General features: G+C 33.4%; 17 protein-coding genes. 10 read left to right on the top strand and 7 right to left on the bottom strand.

Annotated features, from left to right (window positions below):
• Nucleotides 1-477: 477 nt before the first annotated feature.
• Together B5X64_RS05545 and B5X64_RS05550 are read right to left on the bottom strand one after the other, a co-directional pair.
• Nucleotides 478-954, bottom strand: a complete 477-nt coding sequence (locus tag B5X64_RS05545; RefSeq protein WP_079464301.1) for a VanZ family protein — start codon at nt 952-954, stop codon at nt 478-480.
• A gap of 190 nt (nt 955-1,144) precedes the next feature.
• Nucleotides 1,145-2,773 carry an acyl-CoA carboxylase subunit beta gene (locus tag B5X64_RS05550; protein WP_079464302.1) on the bottom strand — a complete coding sequence of 543 codons (1,629 nt, stop codon included), beginning with the start codon at nt 2,771-2,773 and terminating at the stop codon, nt 1,145-1,147.
• 452 nt (nt 2,774-3,225) lie between these two features.
• Between B5X64_RS05550 and B5X64_RS05555 the strand changes: the two genes are divergently transcribed.
• From B5X64_RS05555 to B5X64_RS05570, 4 genes are read left to right on the top strand one after another with little or no spacing between them, the layout of a single operon-like run.
• Nucleotides 3,226-4,104, top strand: a complete 879-nt coding sequence (locus tag B5X64_RS05555; protein ID WP_079464303.1) for a DMT family transporter — start codon at nt 3,226-3,228, stop codon at nt 4,102-4,104.
• 14 nt (nt 4,105-4,118) lie between these two features.
• Complete coding sequence (locus tag B5X64_RS05560; RefSeq protein ID WP_079464304.1) at nt 4,119-5,201, top strand: putative type IX sorting system protein PorV2; 1,083 nt, start codon at nt 4,119-4,121, stop codon at nt 5,199-5,201.
• Nucleotides 5,202-5,221: 20 nt separating this feature from the next.
• Nucleotides 5,222-5,968 (top strand): hypothetical protein, encoded by a 747-nt coding sequence (locus B5X64_RS05565; RefSeq protein WP_079464305.1) that lies wholly within the window; start codon nt 5,222-5,224, stop codon nt 5,966-5,968.
• A gap of 50 nt (nt 5,969-6,018) precedes the next feature.
• On the top strand, nt 6,019-8,895 hold the full coding sequence (locus B5X64_RS05570) for a T9SS type A sorting domain-containing protein (protein ID WP_123920680.1): 2,877 nt from the start codon (nt 6,019-6,021) through the stop codon (nt 8,893-8,895).
• An 87-nt stretch (nt 8,896-8,982) separates the two neighbouring features.
• Here the strand turns inward: B5X64_RS05570 and B5X64_RS05575 are convergent, their stop codons facing one another.
• Nucleotides 8,983-9,552: a fasciclin domain-containing protein gene (locus B5X64_RS05575; RefSeq protein ID WP_079464307.1), complete on the bottom strand. Its 570-nt coding sequence runs from the start codon at nt 9,550-9,552 to the stop codon at nt 8,983-8,985.
• Nucleotides 9,553-9,803: 251 nt separating this feature from the next.
• Between B5X64_RS05575 and B5X64_RS05580 the strand changes: the two genes are divergently transcribed.
• Nucleotides 9,804-10,313, top strand: a complete 510-nt coding sequence (locus B5X64_RS05580; protein WP_228418755.1) for an RNA polymerase sigma factor — start codon at nt 9,804-9,806, stop codon at nt 10,311-10,313.
• Nucleotide 10,314: 1 nt separating this feature from the next.
• The gene (locus B5X64_RS05585) at nt 10,315-11,139 is read left to right on the top strand and encodes an anti-sigma factor (protein WP_079464309.1); all 825 of its coding nucleotides are present in this window, start codon (nt 10,315-10,317) and stop codon (nt 11,137-11,139) included.
• A 56-nt stretch (nt 11,140-11,195) separates the two neighbouring features.
• On the opposite strand, the gene uvrC is transcribed toward B5X64_RS05585, so the two are convergent.
• Together uvrC and B5X64_RS05595 are read right to left on the bottom strand one after the other, a co-directional pair.
• Nucleotides 11,196-12,989, bottom strand: a complete 1,794-nt coding sequence (gene uvrC, locus B5X64_RS05590; protein WP_079464310.1) for an excinuclease ABC subunit UvrC — start codon at nt 12,987-12,989, stop codon at nt 11,196-11,198.
• Nucleotides 12,990-13,077: 88 nt separating this feature from the next.
• Nucleotides 13,078-13,839 (bottom strand): hypothetical protein, encoded by a 762-nt coding sequence (locus B5X64_RS05595; protein WP_079464311.1) that lies wholly within the window; start codon nt 13,837-13,839, stop codon nt 13,078-13,080.
• A gap of 183 nt (nt 13,840-14,022) precedes the next feature.
• Here B5X64_RS05595 and hutH point away from each other — a divergent pair, with 183 nt between their 5' ends.
• Both hutH and B5X64_RS05605 read left to right on the top strand, forming a co-directional pair.
• Nucleotides 14,023-15,513, top strand: a complete 1,491-nt coding sequence (gene hutH, locus B5X64_RS05600) for a histidine ammonia-lyase (protein ID WP_079464561.1) — start codon at nt 14,023-14,025, stop codon at nt 15,511-15,513.
• A gap of 96 nt (nt 15,514-15,609) precedes the next feature.
• A complete protein-coding gene (locus B5X64_RS05605) occupies nt 15,610-16,056 on the top strand; it encodes a GNAT family N-acetyltransferase (protein ID WP_079464312.1) in 447 nt (148 codons plus the stop codon).
• 184 nt (nt 16,057-16,240) lie between these two features.
• Here the strand turns inward: B5X64_RS05605 and B5X64_RS05610 are convergent, their stop codons facing one another.
• On the bottom strand, nt 16,241-16,999 hold the full coding sequence (locus tag B5X64_RS05610) for a TIGR03915 family putative DNA repair protein (RefSeq protein ID WP_079464313.1): 759 nt from the start codon (nt 16,997-16,999) through the stop codon (nt 16,241-16,243).
• Nucleotides 17,000-17,201: 202 nt separating this feature from the next.
• Nucleotides 17,202-18,458 (bottom strand): putative DNA modification/repair radical SAM protein, encoded by a 1,257-nt coding sequence (locus B5X64_RS05615; protein WP_079464314.1) that lies wholly within the window; start codon nt 18,456-18,458, stop codon nt 17,202-17,204.
• Nucleotides 18,459-18,651: 193 nt separating this feature from the next.
• On the opposite strand from B5X64_RS05615, the gene B5X64_RS05620 reads away from it, so the two are divergent.
• Nucleotides 18,652-19,980: a hydroxymethylglutaryl-CoA reductase, degradative gene (locus tag B5X64_RS05620; RefSeq protein WP_079464315.1), complete on the top strand. Its 1,329-nt coding sequence runs from the start codon at nt 18,652-18,654 to the stop codon at nt 19,978-19,980.
• 166 nt (nt 19,981-20,146) lie between these two features.
• Entirely contained in the window at nt 20,147-21,217 is a 1,071-nt protein-coding gene (locus tag B5X64_RS05625; protein ID WP_079464316.1) for a hypothetical protein, read from the top strand.
• The last annotated feature ends 36 nt before the right edge of the window (nt 21,218-21,253 follow it).

Genomic DNA, 21,253 nt, shown 5'->3' on the forward strand with positions numbered 1-21,253 from the left:
TTGTTATAAACTTTTGAAGATGGGCAATAAGTAATTTTGCCTATTGCCTATTGCCTATTGCCTATTGCCTATTGCCTATTGCCTATTGCCTATTGTCTATTGCCTATTGTGTCGCTCCTTCGGAGCTTATGAAAATGATGCTGTAATGTTCGACAAAGGTTACACTCCTCCGGAGTGTTTGTTATGTTTTATCTTGAGTGTAAATCTTACTTAAAATCTTGAGTTTATTCTTTGAAAGGTAAATATTGAATTCTAAAAAGATGAATTGGAAGCCTTTAATTTTAATTAAAGGATAAATATTATTATAAAAAGACTGTAATCCTAGCCCGGATAGCAGCGGTTACCCCGGAACACACGTTAGAGAGAAGAGGGGGTTAGTGATGGAAGAGCAATGGAGTGAGGAGTAAAAGCGAATAGCCGGAAATAGCTCCTGAAAAAGCGATTAATATTGTTAACTGTACTTTTAAATATTCTTATTTATGAAGTTGAAGCTGTTACAGCCGTTTTTTTATCTTCTAACAGTTGAAAATGAAACTGAATATTGGCAATGTTTTTCCAGGTTGCATATTTGAATAGAAAAAAGCCGATTAACATTCCTAAAGTATTTAGAAATACATCATCTATATCTGCAACACCTCTTCCGGTAAAATATTGTATTGATTCAATAATACTTATTGCAATCAAAAAGAAAAAAGTAACGGGGATAAAACGGTTAAATTTCTTAATGCATAATCCCAACCATCCGAATGGACTGAATAAGAATATATTGCCAAATATATTTACGACAAAAGCCTGATTATCTATATTGTTATCATTTAAAAAATGCTGTATAGTGATAAAAGGCTGATGTTGAATATATGAAATCTCAGAAGGTTCTCTTCCAGATGCATAAAACATCATGTATAATAAAACGACGGTATATAAGGCAATAAATACTGCAAAATATCTTTTCATAGGTTTCCTTTTGGGATTAGTAATTAAAAAGAGGTTGTAGTGCTTATTAGTTTTTAGATATATTCTAATAACAAAAATCTTACCTTAGTAGTATGGCGTTTTGAAACTTTATAATTCTTTAGGATTATTTAACATAATATGAAAAGCCTCACTTCTAAAGTGAGGCCAAATATTTTAAAATTGAGTAAAATCACACTTGGATTACTCCTAAATTGAATTTTTCAGTAATCGGAGAATGGTTCGCCGCCTCAATACCCATAGAAATCCATTTTCTGGTATCGATAGGATTGATGATAGCGTCGGTCCACAATCTTGAAGCTGCGTAGGTAGCTTCCGTTTGTTTTTGATATTTTTTCGTAATTGTGTCTAAAATTTCATTGTGCTCTTCTTCAGTAATTACTTTTCCTTGCTTTTTCAAAGTAGATTCTTGAATCTGTGCTAAAACTTTTGCCGCCTGAGTTCCTCCCATTACAGCTAAATCTGCCCATGGCCAAGCTACAATTAGTCTTGGGTCATACGCTTTTCCACACATTGCATAGTTTCCGGCACCGTAAGAATTTCCTGTAATAATCGTAAACTTAGGTACTACAGAATTTGACACTGCATTCACCATTTTTGCACCGTCTTTGATGATTCCACCGTGTTCTGATTTTGAACCTACCATAAATCCTGTTACGTCTTGTAAAAAGATTAGAGGAATTTTTCTTTGGTTACAATTAGCAATAAATCGAGTTGCTTTGTCAGCTGAATCGGAATAAATTACTCCTCCAAACTGCATTTCGCCTTTACCGCTTTTTACCAATTTTCTTTGATTGGCAACAATTCCTACAGACCAACCGTCAATTCTTGCGGTTGCACAAATGATAGTTTTACCGTAATCTGCTTTGTATTCTTCAAATTCAGAATTATCAACAATACATTTTATAATTTCTAAAGTATCATATTGCTCTGCTCTGGAAACAGGCATGATTCCGAAGATATTATCTATTTTTTCTTTAGGAGGAAAGCTTTCTATTCTGTCGAAACCTGCTTTATCATAACTTCCAACAGATTTCATAATATTTTTAATACGGTCTAAAGCATCTTTATCATCTTTTGCTTTATAATCGGTAACTCCCGAAATTGCACAATGCGTTGTTGCTCCACCTAAAGTTTCGTTGTCAATAGTTTCGCCAATTGCAGCTTTCACCAAATAACTTCCGGCTAAGAAAATAGAACCGGTTTTGTCTACAATCATAGCTTCATCACTCATAATCGGAAGATAAGCTCCACCTGCCACACAGCTTCCCATTACTGCTGAAATCTGAATAATTCCTGCAGCGCTCATTTTAGCATTATTTCTAAAGATTCTACCAAACATTTCTTTATCAGGGAAAATCTCATCCTGCATCGGAAGATAAACTCCTGCAGAATCTACCAGATAAATAATTGGAAGTCTGTTTTCCATGGCAATTTCCTGAGCTCTCAAGTTTTTCTTTCCAGTAATGGGAAACCAAGCTCCAGCTTTTACTGAGGCATCATTTGCTACAACTAAACACTGCTTTCCGGAAACATAACCCATTACAACCACAACACCACCACTTGGGCAGCCGCCGTGCTCCTCATACATTTCATAACCAGCAAAAGCACCAATTTCTATGGAATCTGAATTTTTATCAAGAAGATATTCTACTCTTTCTCTTGCCGTCATTTTCCCTTCGTCACGAAGTTTCTGAAGTCTTTTTTCACCACCACCTTTTTTAATTTCTGTAAGCAAACGGTTGATTTCAGATAATTTTAATTTATTTTGATCTTCTCTTTTGTTAAATTCAATATCCATGAAATTTATATTTTAATCTGGCTAAAGATACTATTTTTAGAAAAAGTAGTAAAATATGTTTATTATGTTTTAATCGGTTGATTATTAGAAAATTATGAAATATTTAACAAATCAACTGTTTTTTTTGGTGCATATTTTGCTAACTTTACAATAGAGTAGTAGAAATGTAAGTTTCTATATAAATACTCAGTTCCTAGTTTATTTTTTTAATAGTTTATTATTTGAAGGCCCTGAAAGTTGCATAAATTTTCAGGGTTTTTAGATTTTTATATTTCTCTATTTGAAGGTTTATGGTTCAGAATTTCATTATTAGACTAATTTATTGCTTAAATTTTTCGACTGGATCGGCAACTTAGAATTATCATTAGAAATAATGATAGTAATCTTATATTTTTTTAAATTTAATGAAAAGCTATTCGTAAATTTGCCTATTTAAAAATCAGAGGGATAACATGCAGAAATTAGCACTTTTTAGATTACATTTAATCGTTTTTTTGTGGGGCTTTACAGCAATTTTGGGGAAGCTGATCACCGCCAATGCCCATATTCTTGTCTTTTACAGAATGCTATTTGCTGCCATATTTCTTTATGCATTTATACGGATCTATAAAAAAGAAAGCATTAAGGTTTCAAAAAAACTATTCTTTCAATTATCGGGAGTAGGCTTTTTTATGGCGCTGCATTGGTATTGCTTTTTTTATTCTATAAAAGTTTCTAATGTTTCAATTGCTTTAAGCTGTCTTTCGTTGTCTACTTTATTTGCTTCGGTTTTGGAGCCGATTGTTTTTAAACGGAAAGTAGATATTTCAGAAGTGGTAATGGGAACGGTAATTGTCGCCTGTATTTTACTTATTTTTAAAACCGAGTTTCAATATAAAGAAGGAATTTTTTACGGCATTTTGTGTGCCATTTTCGGAACCGTTTTTTCGGTTTTTAATGGAAAGCTTTTCGGAAAAACCAGTTCAGGAAATATTATTTTTTATGAAATTTTCTCAGGGTGGTTTATTTTGATGATATTTTATCTTGCAACAGGGCAAATCATGCAGATGAATGAAATAAATTATAGAGATCTTGCGTTAATAGGCTTGTTGGCAAGTGTATTTACAGCATATCCTATGTTTGAATCTGTGAAGCTGATGAAATATATTTCGCCCTTTACTTTAATTTTAACAGTTAATTTAGAACCAGTTTACGGAATTATACTAGCTTTTTTTATCTTTGGAGAATCAGAACATATGAGCCCGGTATTTTATATTGCATCTTTGGTTATGATTTTGGCTATTGTTGTAAACGCACTGATAAAAACTAGAAAACAAAAAAACATTAACTAAGTATCCATTTCTACATGATGAAAAAATATCTATTATTAGTATTTTCCCTTTTATTTGGGTTTTCTCAATCTCAGATTATCAGAAAATATTCCAATGAATTTCTAAATATCGGAGCCGGAGCCAGAGGAATAGGGATGGGAGGCGCCGTAATGACCAGTCAGGATGATGTGTATTCACCAATGTGGAACCCCGCAGGCTTGAACGGTATTACAAGAGACTGGCAAGGCGCAGCAATGCACGCAGAATATTTTGAATCTATCGCAAAATATGATTATTTGGCTTACGCAAAAGTTTTGGAGACAGGAGTTTTCGGAGTTTCAGTTGTCCGTTTAGGGGTTGATAATATTTTAAATACCACTCAGCTAATCGATACTGAAGGAAATATTGATTACGATAAAATTACTAAGTTTTCACAGTCAGATTATGCGGGGATTATTTCTTATGCATTCAATCCTGGTGGAAATCCCAAACTGGATGTTGGTGTAAATGCTAAAATTGTTTACAGAAATGTAGGGAAATTTGCAAGCGGATATGGTTTTGGTTTCGACGTTGGGGCTATTTATAAAGCCGATAACGGCTGGAAATTCGGAGGAGTTCTTCGTGATGCTACTACTACGGTCAATTTCTGGAGTGTAAATCAAAAAGAATTGTCTACCATTGTAAACGGTGAAGAATTTAACCCTGCTCCAACCGATAAAATGGAATTGACGATGCCAAAGCTAAACGCAGGAGCAAGTAAATTATTCAATATCAACAGCAGTCTTTATATTTTACCTGAAGCTGGGATCAATGTAGATTTTGCTAAAACTGCAGCTCTTCTTTCAACAGACTTTGCAAGTATCACACCGTATGCCGGAGCTGAATTGGGATATCAGAAAATGATCTTTGTAAGAGTGGGAGTCAATAGATTTCAATCAATTACTGATATTGAAGATCTTCAGAGAAAAGTTTCTTTTCAGCCAAGCGCAGGTATAGGTATTCGTTACAGAGGCTTAACACTTGATTACGCAATCAGTAATTCTGGAATTGGAGGTTCTAATTTTTACTCTAATTTCTTCTCATTAAAACTGGATATGGGAGAATTTAGAAATGATTAATTTAAAGTTTAAATAAATTTATGAAAAAGTTATCGGTTATAATATCATCTTTTTGTGTCATGCTATCGTATGCACAGAAAGTTTCTGATTATAAATATGTAGTAGTTCCGAGTTCATTTGAAAGTTTTAAAAAAAATAATTACGGGCTTAGTGCATTTTTAACTAAAAATATGAAAGCTAAGCAATATGTTGTGCTTTCTGAAAATAGAGGGCAATGGCCGGAAGAAGCCAATGTGAATCCATGTAGTGTCTTAAACGCTGACGTTATTAATGATAGTAACTTTCTTAGAAACAAAATTATTTTAGAATTTAAAGACTGCAATAACAAAGTTGTTTCTTCACAAAAAGGAATTACATCAATTAAAGAATACGAAGAAGGCTTTAAAGATGCTTTATCTGATACTTTTGCGAGGATTCCGGTTGCTAACCCTATTCAAATTACAGAGTATAAAAAAGAAAATCAGGCTACAGAAGCAGTACCTCAAGTAAGCGAACAAAAGCCGCAAACTTCAAGAGCAGAAAAATACAGCAACGGAAAACTAAGTCTTCAGAAAATTCAGATTGATGCCGCTCAGTTTATTTTAGTAGACGGAAACAGTTCTGTTCCTTTTGCTACTTTCAAAGAGACTACCAAAAAAGATGTTTTCAGAGTTAAATTAGGTTCAGGTGAATCTACAACAGGGTATTTTGAAAATGGAAATTTAGTAATTGAAATTTCGAAAGGCAACGACGAATATTCTAAAGAAGTATTTGCTCCTTTGAAATAAAAGAAATACAATATTTATCCTTGTTTGGAGAAAATAATAACACAAAAAATATGAAAAAAATTTACATTTCTTTGTTGATAGCTGTATCAGCTTATTTTCAGGCTCAAAATGTTTTAAACACACAATTGAACGAAATTAATTTTGGTTCGGGAAGCTCTCCTTATAACTTAACAAAACTTAATGACCTCATTGTTTTTGCGGCATCCAGAAATGCTGATGAAGGATTGGAACCGTGGGTCTATAATTCTACAATTCAAAGATCTACATTACTGAAAGACATTTTTGTAGGACAGAATAGCGGGATACCAGCTAATTCGAAATTTGTAAAAATAAATAATAAAATATATTTTCTGGCACAACAGAATTATTCGGGATATCAAATTTGGGAAACGGACGGAACTCCTTCCGGGACAATTAAAAAACAGGATATTAATTCTAATTATTCAATTGATGAATTTGTAGCTGTAGGAAATAAAATTTTTTATTATCAGAATAAAGAACTTTGGGTATTTGATACTGTAGCAAATAATTTATCATTACTAAAAACTTTTGAATATACATCGGGAACGATGAAATTGGAGACTTTCAATAATCAATTGTTTTTGGCAGCAAACGACGGAATAAATGGTAAAGAGATCTGGAAATCTGATGGAACGATAGCCGGAACTACTTTGCTAAAAGATATTGCTACCGGTAATGGAAACAGTATTTCAAATGATTTTAAAATTTTAACTTTAAATAACGGGAAATTTTATTTTATTGCAAATACAGCAACCGGTTATCAGCTCTACGAAAGTAATGGCACAACTTCAGGTACGGTGCCATTAATGCCTGTGCAAAGCATATATGAGCTTAACGGCGCTTCAGTGGGTAATTATTTTGTATTTGTAGGTTTTGATCCTACCAATGGAGGAATGGAGCCCTGGATCTCAGACGGAACAGTGTCAGGTACAAAACTTTTAAAAGACATTTTACCAGGAAATTCTAGCTCGATGGCTATTAACAATAGTAAGTTTTTTAAGGTTAATAATAAGATATATTTTGACACTTATTCCAACGGCCAATTATCTGGAAGCTACATCTGGGAAACAGATGGAACCTCTGCGGGAACTGTATTGTTTAACACCCCAACCAATAATGTATTACATGGAGTAAGCTCAGATGCGCAACATTTGATTCTTACCAAGCCAAATGAATGGAATCGCTTTTGGGTAACAAACGGAAATTCTGCACAGACGTTTGAAATGACAACATTGGGTATGATAGCGTCTAATGGTGTTTTAGATTTTAATTCAAAATTGTATTTAGCAGGAACTACCGCTAAGCACGGAATGGAGTTATATTCTTTAAATCCTCTTACACAAGAAGCTACTTTGGTTTCTGATATCAGTAAATTCGAAAGTAGTTCGCCACATTCTTATAATGTTCTGAATGATAATTTAATTTTCATTGCGGCAGACAGAGAATTCAATAATCAGATTTATAAAAGAGATAAATCGACTCAGCAGATCTCACGTCTTACAAACTTTACCAGCGGAACTTCTTCAGTTGGGATGTTTACTAATTTTAACGATACATTTTTTAAGGTAGGAAATTACTTTTATACCAAAAATAGTACTCCAAACCCGATAAACGGACTTTATAGAACAGACGGAACCTCTGGGAATTCCGGATCTGTTTCTACAGGCAATACAAGTATTTATGATACTTCTTTTTTCGTTAATCTTAACGACAATACTTTATTATTTTCAGGATATGATAATGTAGTAGGAACAGAACTTTGGAAAGTTGATAATAATTCTAATACCGCTGTTCTGGTAAAAGATATTTCTACAGATAACATGGGAAGTATGTATAATACAGATCCTAAAACAACTGTTCTGAACGGTTTTGCCTATTTTGTAGCAAAAGAAAACGGCAAGTCTGGAATTTGGAAATCAGACGGAACTTCTGCCAATACTTTGAAAGCTGTACAATACAATTTTCAGGATGGTAGTGATGGAAATATTAAGGTAGTTGGAAGTTTAAATAACAAACTGCTTTATTCTACAAGAAAAGAAAATTTTAACAATATATCTAATACTGAACTTTTTGCTTCAAATGGAGATCAGGCTTCGTCAGTTTTATTGAGATCTCACAGCGATCCTTATGGTTCTGCCAATATTAGCAATCAAACCGAAATTTTTAATAATAAATTATTCTATGCTGTTACCGGATATCCTTCAGGACTTTATTCTACCGATGGAAATATTGCCGGGACTACAGAGGTCTCGCCAATAAATTTCTTTGGGAATGTACAGTTTAAAAAATGTGGAAACCAATTATTTTTCACGAATAATAATTCAACAGAATTATGGAAAACAGATGGCACAACCATAGGAACGACGAGCTTGGGATCAAATTTTCCTGGCATAAAAGATATGACGTGTGTAAACAATTATCTATATTTTCTCAACGGAGATTCTCAAAAAGTATGGCGTTCAAACGGAGTGGCAGGAAATGTAACTCCATTGGATCTGCTTATTACAAATGATGATCAGCTTTTAGTCAACGAAAATATTTTGAAATTGGCTACAGATAATGAAAAACTTTATCTTACAATATTTACAAAAGACCACGGAGCCGAGTTGTACACCGTTACAGATTCTCTGCCAACTTATCTTGCAACCAACGAAATTATAAGTAATAATGGAAGTTCGGTAAATATTAAAATCTATCCAAATCCTGTTACCGATAGTTTTTCAATTAAATTACCTGAGAATCTTAAAATTAAAGAAATTGATATTTTTGATACATCAGGAAAACTGGTAAAAAATAGTATCTCTAAAAGTGATAAAATAGATGTTTCTTACTTGTTTTCAGGAATTTACTTTATAAAAATAAAAACAGACAAAGGTGTTTTTGTAACCAAATTCATCAAGAAATAAAGATTATTAAATCTTAGAATTAAAATAAAAAGCCTTACCCGATAATCTCAGGTAAGGCTTCCTTAAAATAAACTATAAAAACTAAAATTAGGGCATCAATACCGTATCAATTACGTGTATTACACCATTTGACTGATTAACGTCAGCAATCGTAACTTTTGCTTTGTTACCTTTTGCATCGGTAACATATAAATCTTTTCCTTTTGTCCAAAATGTAAGCTCTTCACCCTGTACCGTTTTCATCATTGCTTTACCATTTCCTGCTTTTACCGCTGCCCAAACTTGTTTTGTACTATATTTTCCAGGTAAAACATGATACGTTAAAATTTTTGTAAGCATTGCCTTGTTCTCTGGTTTTACCAAATTTTCAACAGTTCCTGCGGGTAATTTTGCAAATGCTGCATCAGTTGGTGCAAATACAGTAAAAGGACCCTTGCTTTGAAGCGTTTCTACTAAACCGGCAGCTTTTACGGCAGCAACCAAAGTTTTGTGGTCTTTGGAGTTCATTGCATTTTCAACAATATTTTTCGAAGGATACATTGCGGCACCACCTACCATTACAGTTTTTTCTTTCATTTGCTGTGCAGCTGCATTTCCACTGAATGCGAATGATAAAGCGACCATTCCGAATACTGCGATTTTTGATCTTGTGTTCATTTCTTTAATTTTTTTTAATTATTATTGAGTAAGTAATTTTGTTTGTTATCATCATTTACGAAGCTCAGTTTGGTTTAGATTTAAGAATTTAAATTTTAACAATAATTAACGGTAATTGATTATTTTTTAATCAATTCTGTGTGGTATGTAATTTTTAAAAGTTTTTTCTCATTATTTATATTATTTCATTACATTTGAAATGAAAAATATTCACCATAAAAACAAATTATTCAGAAGAAGAACTTATCGTTTTGCTGAGACAGAAAAACGAAGCTGGTTTTCATCACTTGTATGATAACTATTCTGGTGCGTTGTATGGTGTAATTCTCAGAATTGTTCAGTCTAAAGAATATACAGAAGAGATTATTCAGGATGTTTTTGTAAAAATCTGGAATTCCATTCATCAATATGATGCTGCGAAAGGTAGATTTTATACTTGGATGATTAATATTGCAAGAAACACGGCAATTGATTATCTTAAATCTAAAAGCTTTCAAAACCAACTTAAAAACCAACCTTTGCCAGATTTCGTATATGAGAATGCGGAACTTACAACCACCAATAATTCAGATTTTATTGGGTTTAATAAAGTGCTTGAAAGTTTGGAATCTGATAAGCAGGAACTCATTGATCTTGCCTATTATCAAGGATTTACGCAGAGTGAAATATCAGAAAAACTGAATATGCCGTTAGGCACTGTAAAGACCAAAATGCGAAATGCATTGATTAAATTAAAAGACTTGTTAAAAGATTATCAATAAATTGGATAGTAAAGAATACATATCATCCGGAATTCTAGAATCTTACATTCTAGGTCTTGCTTCTCCCGAGGAAGCAGGTATTTTGGAGTGTGTGATGAAGAATAATACTGAAGTAAAAGCTGCGTACGAAGAGGCGCAAAAAACTTTTGAATTGCTTGCAACTGCACAGGCAATGACACCACCCACTGATTTGAAAGCAAAAATCTGGGATAAAATTCAACTTGAACAAGAAGTTGTAGAAGAGAAACCTGTAATTCCTATTAATAATGTTGAACCAAAAACGGAAACTCAACAGGTAACGCAGGAAATAAAAGTAGAAAAAAATAACAGCTGGAAAACCTTCGCAGTGGCTGCATCTGTTTTATTTTTAGTAAGTATTGGAGGCAATTTGTTTTGGATGAACAGCCAAAACGAATTGAAAAACGAATTAGCTGGTTTAAAATCTGATAAGCAATCTCAAAACCTTGCGATGCAAAATCTTGAGCAAAAATTGAAGATTACTTCAAACCCGAATATGCTTAAAATTGTTTTGGCGGGTGTTGAAAAACATCCCGAATCCAACGCTGTGGTATATTGGGATAAAACTTCTAAAGATGTTTATTTAACCGCAAATAGTTTGCCAAAAGCCCCGGAAGGAATGCAATACCAGCTTTGGGCAATTGCAGACGGAAAACCAGTGAGTGCAGGAATGTACACCGACGAAAAAGATGCTAAAATAGCTTTAGCTAATATTCCAAACGCACAGGCTTTTGCCATTACTTTGGAAAAAGAAGGTGGAAGTGAAATTCCTACAATGGAAAACATGTATGTAATGGGAGGAGTTTAAAAATTCCCTTGAACAATAAATTGAAAAACTCTTATCATTGATAAGAGTTTTTTATTTTATCCGGCATTGAAAAATTCCCAGATTATTTTTGCCTTAGATTTTCCTAAGATTTCTTCTAAAGTTTCAAGGTTGGCTTCTTTTATTCTTTTTACTGATTTTAATTTAGATAAAAGCAATTCAATTGTTTTTTCACCAACCCCAGGAATTTCTTCAAGCTCAGATTTTATCGTAGAATTGGTACGTCTTGTTCTATGATGTCTTACTCCAAAACGGTGCGCTTCGTCACGTACTTGTTGTAAAATTTTAAGCGTTTCGGATTTTTTATCGAGATATAACGGAATAGGATCTTCGGGAAAGAAAATTTCTTCCAATCTTTTGGCAATTCCCACAATGGTAATTTTTCCGTAAAGACCAAGAAGTTTTAAACTTTTTACCGCGGAAGACAGCTGTCCTTTTCCACCGTCAATCAAAATTAATTGGGGCAAACTTTCGCCTTCCTCCAGCATTCTTTTATAGCGTCTGAAAATTACTTCTTCCATCGTTTTAAAATCATCGGGACCAATAACCGTTTTTGGATGGAAAATTCTATAATCTGCTTTACTTGCTTTTCCGTTTTTGAAAACAACACACGCCGAAACCGGATTGGTTCCCTGAATATTAGAGTTATCAAAACCCTCGATATGTCTTGGTTCAACAGGCATTCTCAGAAGTTTTTGCATTTCCGCCATAATTCTGTTCGAATGTCTTTCAGGATCTACAATTTGTACCTGTTTCAGTTTTTCAATTCTGTATTCTTTGGCATTTTTTTCAGAAAGCTCAACGATTCTTTTCTTGTCACCCACTTTCGGAACAATCAGCTTTACATTAGGAATTTCAACAGTTAAGTGAAAAGGAAGCAAAACTTCTTTAGAATCAGAATCAAATTTTTGGCGGATTTCAATCAACGCTTCTTCCATGATTTCTTCATCGGTTTCTTCAAGCATTTTCTTGATTTCTGTCGTAAAACTCTGAATAATGTTACCGTTTCTAATCTTAAAATAATTAACGTAAGCCGCCGTTTCATCACTCGTCATTCCAAAAACATCTACATCATCAATATCCGGATTTACCACCGTATGTTTTACCTGATAATCCTCCAGAATATCGAGCCTTTCTTTGATGAGCTGAGCATTTTCAAACTGAAGATTAGATGCGTATTTCGTCATTTGATTAACAAGATATTCTTTTGCTCTTCGGAAATCACCTTTTACAATCCCGCGAATAGCATCTATTTTTTGGTCATAATCTTCTTTGCTTTCCAAATCTTCACACGGTCCTTCACAGTTTTTAATATGAAACTCAAGGCAGACTTTGTATTTTCCTTCCTCAATTTTTTTTGGAGCTAAATTTAAATTACAGGTACGCAGTTTATAAATATGCTTAATCGTATCCAATAAAATCTTTGCAGGACGCACTTTTGCGTAAGGACCAAAATATTCAGAACCGTCTTTTATTTTATTTCTTGTGAGAAAAATTCTAGGAAAATCTTCATTCTTAATGCAAATCCACGGATATGTTTTGTCGTCTTTCAACATCACATTGTAGAAAGGTTGATGTTCTTTAATCAGATTGTTTTCCAATAAAAGTGCATCATATTCACTGTTGACAATGGTGGTTTCAAGACGGTTGATTTTTCCAACCATAATTCTGGTACGGTAACCGGAAAGGGTTTTGTTGAAATAAGAAAGTACTCTTTTCTTTAGATTTTTTGCCTTACCTACATACAGTAGATTTTCATTTTTATCGTAATATCGATAAACGCCCGGTTCTGATGGTAAAGTTTTAAGCTGTAATTCTAAAGACGGATTCATAACACAAAATTAAGCATTCTCAATGTATTTAAAAACAACAAAAAAAGCTGTAGAATTTCTACAGCTTCAGATTATATTTAAAATAATTTTATCCGTTTGTCATTTCAGTGTATTGACTTACCAAAAAGCTGAAATAATCCCATTCTACAGATTTTTTAGGATATTTTTTCATAAATTCTGCATTGTCACCAAATAATAAATCGTAGTTGTCTTCAAAATCATCTTTATGTAGCCACATTACTTTGTCGCCTTTTTTTACATAGAAAGATTTGATAACTCCGCCACCCAATTGAGGACCACCAAAAGAAACACCTCCGGTTTCTTTAGCTCTCGGATCATGATAAACGGAGATAATGTCGCTGAATTCAGGATTGATAAGCTGCATCAAAAATTCTTTATCATCTTTTTTATTCTTTAAAGAAACAGTTTGATTCACAAAGTGAATGTTTTCTCCCGTTGTATTTTTTGTCAGCTTTTTAGTTCCGAAGTTCCTGATGTTTCCAAAATATTTTCCAACTTTTGCAATCTTTTCGGCATTACTTGGATAAATATACATTTCACTTACATTTTCAGCATTAAAAGTCATTTGCTTTTTTGTAGCGCTGTCTTTAATGGCAATTTCGTAAATCTGTCCTTTTTTAGAGTCAACTTTACTGCAATATCCTTTATTTACAGTTCCGTCTTTCATGATAATGGTAGATATTTTCTTTGGAGATGGAATGTTAAAACCTTCATTGAAAAGATAGGTTTCCATTTTTTTGATCTCTTCCTTAGAATACTTCACTTTGTCTTGAGCGAATGAGAATGCACTTGTCAACGAAAGTGCCAATAATAAAGCTTTAAATTTCATAGATATTAGTTTAAAATAATACGGTAAAAATAGCTAAATAATTGTTGATTTGATAAAATATTTTGTGATTGTTGAGTATTTTTATGAGCCAAAATATTGTTTAATTTAAGAATGCTGTATTTTAGCTTTAATCGGCTTTTTCAGTGTGCTTCAAAATGTGTATTTTTAAGCAAATTTTTTGAAATGATATACGGTATAGATACTTTCAGTTTTCATGATGTTTTGGAAATCTGTAAAGACCCAAATAAAGCTCAATTAAGTAAAGAAGCGAAAGAACAAATTTTAAAATCTCAGAATAATGTAAAACAGATTGTAGAGTCAGACCGATGTGTTTATGGGATTAATACAGGATTCGGACCGCTTTGTGATACTAAAATTTCAGCTGACGAAACAGCTCAGCTTCAGTATAATTTAATTATTTCTCACGCAGTAGGAGTGGGGAAACCTATTGATAAAGAATTTTCAAAAATCATGATGATTGCGAAAGTTCATGCTTTGTCGAAAGGTTTTTCGGGAGTTTCTTTGGAAGTAATCGAAAGATTTATTGTGATGCTTGAAAAAGATATTATTCCTGTAGTTCCGGAACAGGGTTCTGTAGGGGCTTCGGGAGATTTGGCTCCTTTATCACATTTAGTTTTACCACTTTTAGGACTTGGACAGGTTTGGGTAGGAAACGAGATTTTCGAAACGGCTGAAGTTTTAGAAAAAAACAATCTTGAGCCATTGGTTTTAGGACCGAAAGAAGGTTTAGGATTAATCAACGGAACTCAGTTTATTCTGGCTCACGCGATAAAAGGTTTAGAAAAATTTGAATATTTATTAGACTTAGCAGATATGACGGCTGCAATGAGTCTTGAAGCTTACAGAGGTTCAGCAAGTCCGTTTAAAAAAGAACTTCATGACATCAGACCGTTTGAAGGAAGCAAAAAAGTAGCAGCGAGAATGCTGAAATTTTTAAAGAATTCTGAAAACCTAAAAGCTCACGAAGAATGCGAAAGAGTACAGGATCCTTATTCTATGAGATGTGTTCCTCAAGTTCACGGCGCAAGTAGAAATGCTTTTGAACATCTTAAAATAATGGCAGAAACAGAATTAAATTCTGTTACCGATAATCCGATTGTATTAAGCGCAGAAGAATCTATTTCTGGTGGAAATTTCCACGGACAATTGATGGCAATGCCATTAGATTATGCAACTTTAGCTGTAGCTGAATTGGGAAATATTTCAGACAGAAGAAGTTATTTATTATTGGAAGGAAAGTACGGTTTACCAAGATTGTTGACTGAAAGCTCAGGTTTGAATTCAGGATTTATGATTCCGCAATATACTTCTGCAGCGTTGGTTACTGAAAACAAAACGCTTTGTTTCCCGGCTTCTGCAGATTCTATCCCGACAAGTTTAGGTCAGGAAGATCACGTTTCTATGGGAAGTATTTCCGGTAGAAAATTCAATCAGGTTTTAGGTAATTTAGTCAATATTTTGGCGGTTGAATTAATGTTTGCAGCTCAAGGTTTAGAATTTAGAAGACCGGCAAAATGTTCAAAAATTATTGAAGAAAACTTTGCCATTCTTCGTTCAAAAGTTGATAAATTGGAAGATGACCGATTGATTGGAAAAGATATGTTGGCCATTGCTGAACTCATTAATGATAGAAAGTTTGTGGTGAATTTTTAAATTAAATCTCTTGCAGATTAAATAGATTGGGCTGATTTTATATTTTTATCTGCGAAATTTGCTAAATCTGCGAGATGAATTTTAAATCCGAATAAAATGCAAATCCTCAGAACAACTTCCGAGAATCTCGATTTTCAAAATCTTGTAAAAAAGTTGGATGCTTATTTAGCTTTTATAGATGGCGAAGATCATGCTTTTTATGATCAGTATAATAAAATTGATCTGCTAAAAAACTGTATCGTTATTTTTGAAAATAAAAAACCTGTTGCTTGCGGAGCGATAAAACGGATTGACGAAAACACAATGGAAGTTAAAAGAATGTTTACACTTCCTGAGTATCGTGGAAAAGGTTTTGCAGCATCAGTTTTAAAAGAATTGGAAATCTGGACAAAAGAATTGAGCTATGAAAAAACAGTTTTAGAAACAGGCAAGAAGCAAATAGAAGCTGTTGCTCTTTATAAAAAATGTAACTACACTATTATTCCAAATTACGGACAATACGCTGGAATTGAAAATAGTGTTTGTTTTGAGAAAATTTTATAAAAATATCAATAGAGTCGGGCTTTAGCCCGGCTTTTATTTTGTAATGAGAATTTGGTTTTAGCCAAAACTTTTTTTACTATTTCCCAAGAACAGCTCCGGAGGAGCGATACCTTTTTAGGATAATAGTAAGACCCACAATTAGAACTCCGTAGGAGTTCAATCTTTAAGTAAGAATAGTATTTTTTCACCATTTCTCCGTCAAATATTTCCAATATCGTTTCGGAACATGTTGAATATGCAATTTTGTATTTTTCCTTTCTTTAATATTGGTTTTGGTAAAATAACTTTGCCAAAGCGTCTGATATTTCTTTTCTTCTTTGTGAAATTTTTGCTGATATTGGTTTAAATCTACCTTTTCATCCGGATAAAAGAATTCACAGTTTTCTAAATCATAAAACAAACCGTAATGTCTTCGTAAATCATAAATCATCCATTTTTGATCGGCGTAACGATCTTTAAAATGTTTTCTTATTAAAGGCAGAACATTAAAATCAGGATCAATTTTAGCAAAATAAATTTCATCTTGCATTTTTTCAAACCGTACAAAAGCAGTCATTCGATGTCTTTCTCGGCTTACCGATTTGCATATTTTTGAAATTTTCAGAATATCTTCATCCGCAAAATTTTGTAATATATTTTCTTCAGGATATTTGATAGATTGTTTTACGGCAGATAAAATCAGCTTCTCCATTTCCTGATCTTCTGAAAGAAAGACCTGTAACAATTGATGGATTCCCGACTTCCCAATATTTTGTTCTAATTTGTTTAAAACTCTTTCCGATTTTTCCTGTTGTGTAATCACTTCATGAATTTCTGCAAACATATTTTCCTGCTGGAAATTCTCTCTGCTAAAAATTTCCACGTCTTGATATCGATATTCAAAAACTTCAAATATCGCAGTAAAAAGTCCGTCAAAACTTCCGTCGTAGAGTAGGGTGGTCATGAGTTAATGTAACAGTTTAATAGTATAACAATCTAACAATTTTTGCAATCATTGTGTCATTCTGACGAAGGAAGGATCTTAACTAATTAATTAAGATTCTTCACTCCACTTTGTTTCGTTCTGAATGACAGTTAATCATTTGTTTTCTAATTAAGGTCGTGTTATTCGTGAAAAGTATTCGTAAAATTTGTGTTTAAACATATTAAAACAAAGTCAATTGCTGCGAAAACTGATTCTGAAATTTAGACTGACTTCCGCCAATGATCAATCTTCTTAAATTTAAATCAGTCAAATGTTTTAAAAATGGATTTCCATAAGTGAAATCAATAAAATATTTTGCACGGTTTACAGCAGCTCCCAATTTTTTAAGATGGTCAATACTCAAAACCTGAAATTTTCTTGCACTTACAATTTTCTGTGCAGTTTTTACACCAATTCCAGGAATTCTGAGAATCATTTTGTAATCTGCAGTTTGCAAATTGACAGGAAACTGATCTAAGTGTCGCAAAGCCCAACTCAATTTAGGATCAACTTCCAAATCAAGAAACGGCATATTGAAATCTAAAATTTCATCTGCTTTAAAACCATAAAAACGCATCAGCCAATCTGATTGATACAGACGGTTTTCCCGTAAAACAGGAACTTCAGAAGTAATTGCAGGTAAACGATTGTCGATTGTAACCGGAATATAACCCGAGTAATAAACCCGTTTCATTCCGTAATTTTTGTAAAAATGATCGGCAACTTTAATGATTTGTAAATCGTTTTCATTCGTTGCTCCCACAATCATTTGAGTAGATTGTCCTGCAGGAGCAAATTTCGGAGCACTTCTGATAATTTTTTTTTCGTCTTTATATTGCTGAATTCCTTTTTGAACGATTCTCATCGGCTGAAGCATATCTTCACGGTTTTTATCCGGCGCCAATAATTTTAGTCCAGATTCTGTCGGGATTTCTAGATTGACGGACAATCGGTCTGCATACAATGCAGCTTCATTCATCAAATCATCACTCGCTCCAGGAATTGATTTCAAATGAATATATCCGTTGAAATTGTGTTCGGTTCTCAGTTTTTTTGCAACACGCACCAAACGTTCCATCGTCGTATCGGCATCTTTGAAAATTCCTGAGCTTAAAAATAGGCCTTCAATATAATTTCTGCGGTAAAAACTGATGGTTAAATCGACTACTTCTTCCACCGTAAAAGCAGCACGTTTAATATCATTCGATTTTCTGGAAACGCAATAGATACAATCGTAAATACAATGATTGGTCAAAAGAATTTTAAGTAGAGAAACACAGCGACCATCTTCAGTATAAGTGTGACAAATTCCGCTTGCTGAACTGTCGCCTAAACCACCGTTGTTTTTTCTTTTTCCACCGCTTGATGAGCACGAGACATCATACTTTGCAGCATCTGCAAGTATTTCGAGTTTCTCTTTTATGCGGTCAAAATTCATTTAAATAAATATTTTAAAATGGAAAATCTGATAAAGTTTTAAGCAAAATTAAGTCCAAAATTGAGAAAAGTCAGTGTTTTTAAAACAAACTTATCCACATATTTCCAAAGCAAAATTAGTATATTTACGGTCATTAATTTATGAGTGAAATCGTAAAAATTACGATTACGCACTACATATAAAAATTATCAATATGAATCATAAACCGGTAGAAGGTTTTTCTAAATTAACCAAACAGGGAAAAATAGACTGGCTTGTTAACGAATATCTCGAAGGAAACCAGGATTATCAAAATATACTCAATCAATATTGGAACGAAAATGCAGATTTACAGAAACTTCACGATGAGTTTTCTGAAAATACGATTTCCAATTTTTATATGCCTTACGGAATTGCACCTAATTTTTTGATCAACGGAAAATTATTGGCTTTGCCAATGGCGGTGGAAGAAAGTTCGGTCGTTGCGGCAGCTTCAAAAGCAGCAAAATTCTGGATCGATAAAGGTGGATTTAAAACAACTATTATCAACACCGAAAAATTAGGACACACGCATTTTATCATCGATGTTGAATCTCACAAACTGCAGCATTTTTTTAATTTTAATTTAAAGAAAAAACTGTTTGAAGCAACAGAAGCGATTACGGCAAACATGAGAAATCGTGGCGGCGGAATTTTAGATATAAAATTAATCGACAAAACTTCCGAAATGCCGAATTATTATCAGTTGAAAGCAAGTTTTGATACGGTAGATTCTATGGGAGCCAACTTTATCAATTCGTGTCTGGAGCAGTTTGGAAAAACGTTGAAGCAGGAAATTGTAATTAGTGAAGATTTTACTCAGGAAGAGAAAAATTCTTTGCAGATTGTGATGAATATTCTTTCTAATTTCACGCCTGATTGTATCGTAAGAGCCGAGGTTTCGTGTAAAATTGAAGATTTGAAAGACGACAGCGGAATTTCAAACGAAGAGTTTGCGAGAAAATTTAAACAGGCAGTTACGATCGCTGAAATAGAACCTTTCCGTGCGACGACTCACAATAAAGGAATTATGAACGGTGTTGATGCAGTGGTTATCGCAACCGGAAATGATTTCAGGGCAACAGAAGCTTGTGCGCATGCTTATGCTGCAAAAGACGGAAGATATTCTTCGTTGACGCATTGTACAATTGATAACGGAATTTTTAGATTCTGGATCGATCTTCCGATTTCTGTAGGAGTTGTCGGTGGTTTGACGAATCTTCATCCTTTGGTAAAATTCTCTTTGGCACTTCTTGGAAAACCTTCTGCTCAGGAATTGATGAGTATTTTGGCGGTTTCAGGATTGGCTCAGAATTTCGGTGCTTTACGTTCTTTGGTGACAACAGGAATTCAGAAAGGTCACATGAAAATGCATTTGTTGAATATCCTAAACCAAATGGGTGCAACGGAAGAAGAGAAACAGCATTTTGTGACTTATTTTAAAGATAAAACGGTGACGCATCACGAAGTTATCAACGAATTTAACAGATTAAGAGAAAAATAATGATACAGATTATTTTGGCTGTTTTATTTGTTGTTTTTGGCATTTTTCTTAAACAAACAAATCATCCTGGATTTAGAGGTTCTAAAAAGTTTTGGAAGATGTTTGTTATTCTGGGAGGTGTAATATTGCTTAGCAGGTTAGTTTCATATTTTTTACATCCTTTGTAATGAAAAAGAATTTTTTATTTTTTCTGCTAATTTCCGGCTTAAGTTTTTCGCAACAGAAAAATTTAAAAATAACTGATTTGCAACCGAAATCAGAAGATTTTAATTTCCCAACAGTTTCTTATGCTGAAAAACCTTTAGTTGAAAATAAAATCAATACGTTTTTGCAAGTCGATCAGCTTGAATATATTCCCGGTTCAGATGTAAGTCCTTCTAAATTGGTATCATCAGGAAAAACGTCGTACTCCAACTACGTTTATTTTTATGGTTGGGAAAAGCTGGAAACGCCTAAAAATATTTTGAGTATTGCCATCAGTGGAGAGGCTTCTGGAGCCTATCCGGAAGGTTTTGATATTTGGAAGAGTTTTGATTTGAGAACGGGGAATTTGATCAATGCTAAAGATTTATTTCAACTTAATACCATAAAAACGGTTGAAAATTTAATTCAGAAAAGTGTCAGAAAAGAAGTTAATGATTTTCTTGTAGCATTAAAATCAGAGAAAAATCCTTCGGAAGAAGTTGTAGACCAGATTGCTATGTATGAAGGCTGCTTTACCGATTTTACTTTAGATGGAATTGAGTATTATTTTGCAAAGGATAAAATAAGATTCATTGCCGGAAGATGTTCTAATCATGCGATGAGAGCGCTGGATGAATTGGGGAGTCATGTCGTGGAATTTCCTTACAAAAATTTGGAAAAATATTGGAGTTCGTATGCTAAAAACTTATTGTCAGATTCTGAAAAAGTTAATAAAACGAGTCTTAGCAATAAACTGTATAAAGGGAAAATCGACGGAAAATATCCAATCACGGTTTTAATCGATAAAGTATATGATGACGGTTCTTTTTCTGCAAAATATTGGTATGATAAAAACAAAAAGATGATCGAGTGGAACGGTAAATTAAAAGGTAATCATATTTCTATTATTGAAAATGATTATTATAGTGAGGAAACCAACCAGTGGATTTTCAGAGCGTTGGTAGAAGCCGATTTACAAGGGAATAAAATCTCCGGAACTTGGCAGGATTACAAAACAAAGAAATATTTAAAACTAGAATTAGAAGAATTATAACCTTAATTAAATTAAATTTTTATATGTAAATTTGTA

This window comes from Chryseobacterium balustinum (genome assembly GCF_900168205.1).
Classification (GTDB): Bacteria; Bacteroidota; Bacteroidia; order Flavobacteriales; family Weeksellaceae; genus Chryseobacterium; species Chryseobacterium balustinum.